General features: G+C 49.4%; 1 protein-coding gene. It reads left to right on the top strand.

Translation table 11 applies throughout. The features are described 5' to 3' along the window. Window positions 1–1772 (top strand): hypothetical protein (locus tag KDK17_RS15440; protein WP_257288458.1); only part of this gene is annotated, 1772 nt, incomplete at both ends.

The following is a 1772-nucleotide window of genomic DNA, read 5'->3' as shown; positions in this document are numbered from 1 at the left end:
ATATTCTGGCCGGTGACGCCCACCCGGGCTTCCATCTGTTTGCCACCATCAACCCACCGGAGTACAGCGGGCGAAAACCTTTATCACCGGCGCTGAAAGGACGTTTCCGACATTTGCCGATCCGGCAGTATAACCCGGCAGAATTGCAGACCATTGCTGAGAAAGTGTTACCACAGACCCCGGAAGGGAAAATCATGGCTAAAAAGCTGACAGAAGCACATTGTCGATTAAGGACTTACCTGCAACAAAAAAACCTGCCGTTGCAACCGACCAGTCTTGATTTACAGAATGTGGCCAGGGCCGTTATCAGAGCAGGGGATTTTACTGAAAACGGACTTCGTCAATGCCTCAATCGGCACTACCGGCTTTATCTGATGGCCACCAACCTGTCACTGGAGGAACTGCCAGAGCCACCGGCTCTTGCGGTGGGTAACGGAGCGCTTGATCCTGAAATGAGCCAATGGTTCTACCAAACGGTATCCGGCATTAATCGCCCGTGGTTTATACGACACAGTGATCGCGACAGTATTGATGAAAAACACCATGAGATTTGTATTAAAACTCGTCTGAATAAAGAAGAAGCCAAAACAGAAATCATCACGAAGTTGGCTCAGGCCAGGTGGCAGAAATCCGGTCTTCCCCAGAAGCCGGATGAGTCGGACGATATATTCATCCGGGCACTGTACCGACACTGGCAGCACAGCTGGTTTAACCGTCATTTTGGCCAGACGACCGTGGACGCCAATAGCGTATTTCCCATGACGGATGAAGAGGAACAAACGCTGAATATGCCGACTTCCCAGCCTTATCTCCGGGAGGCTGATCAACGGATAAGCGCATGGAATTCCAATGCCGTCCAGTTATGGCCTGGGTTTTGGTATCAGATAAGCGGTCTGCCGAACCATTGGGTTGGCGATGATATTAACAAAGCGCTGGCTGTGGACGGTGATAACGCTCCTGAACCATACAATCCTGAAGTCCTCGAGAAAGAGGCTCCGGCATTGGACCGGAGCACGAACTTTGAGGCCCGGAAGGTTACAGAGTCCGGGGATCATATAATTTTTGATACGTATGAGGATATTTCCCATATGTATCGGTGCTCAGTACTGGATATTTATGTGACTGCTGAGGGTCATATCAAATCGATCAATCTTAAGGATATACACATCAGGGGGGTCGAAACCCTCATGCCTGACCGGTTACCCGGACGTGACCAGACATTGACATTAGCCAGCGATCAAACGCTGGGAACCCTGGACGTGTCATCGGACAACGGTCAATATGCATTGCCCAGCCTGAAGGCTAACGATTATATCGTGGCCCTGCGTACAGAACCCGATTTGCGATTTACCCTGGTCAGGGACAACTATACCGGGCTTCACACACTGTCTATTCCTGAGGCCAAAGCCAACCAGACTATTAAAGTGACTTATGTCGTAGAACCGAGAGAGCCGGGCAAAGAAACACGTGTTAAACAAACCCGACCTGCAACAGATTTGGACACCTACTGTTCAGAAGGCATGAAAAAAGTACTGAACAAAGTGTTTACGACCATTGACCAACAACGCTCAGCCAAAGTACGGGAGCTTTTGCAGGCCATAAAAGACGCTAAAGACACTGATCAACGAATCAAAGCGATCAAGGCGTATTGCGAACAGTTTTCCGGTAAGGCTAAACCAAAGCGCCATGCCAATTTCTTTGAATTTCTGGTAACACGGCGGCAGGGTAGCTGTCGTCATCGTGTGCCTGTTTTTATTGCTTTTTGTCGTTAT

The sequence above is a fragment of the Endozoicomonas sp. SESOKO2 genome (assembly GCF_024606245.1).
In the GTDB taxonomy this organism is placed as follows: Bacteria; Pseudomonadota; Gammaproteobacteria; order Pseudomonadales; family Endozoicomonadaceae; genus Endozoicomonas_A.
The sequence above is the reverse complement of the archived record's forward strand: the minus strand, read 5'-3'. Positions and strand labels throughout refer to the sequence as shown.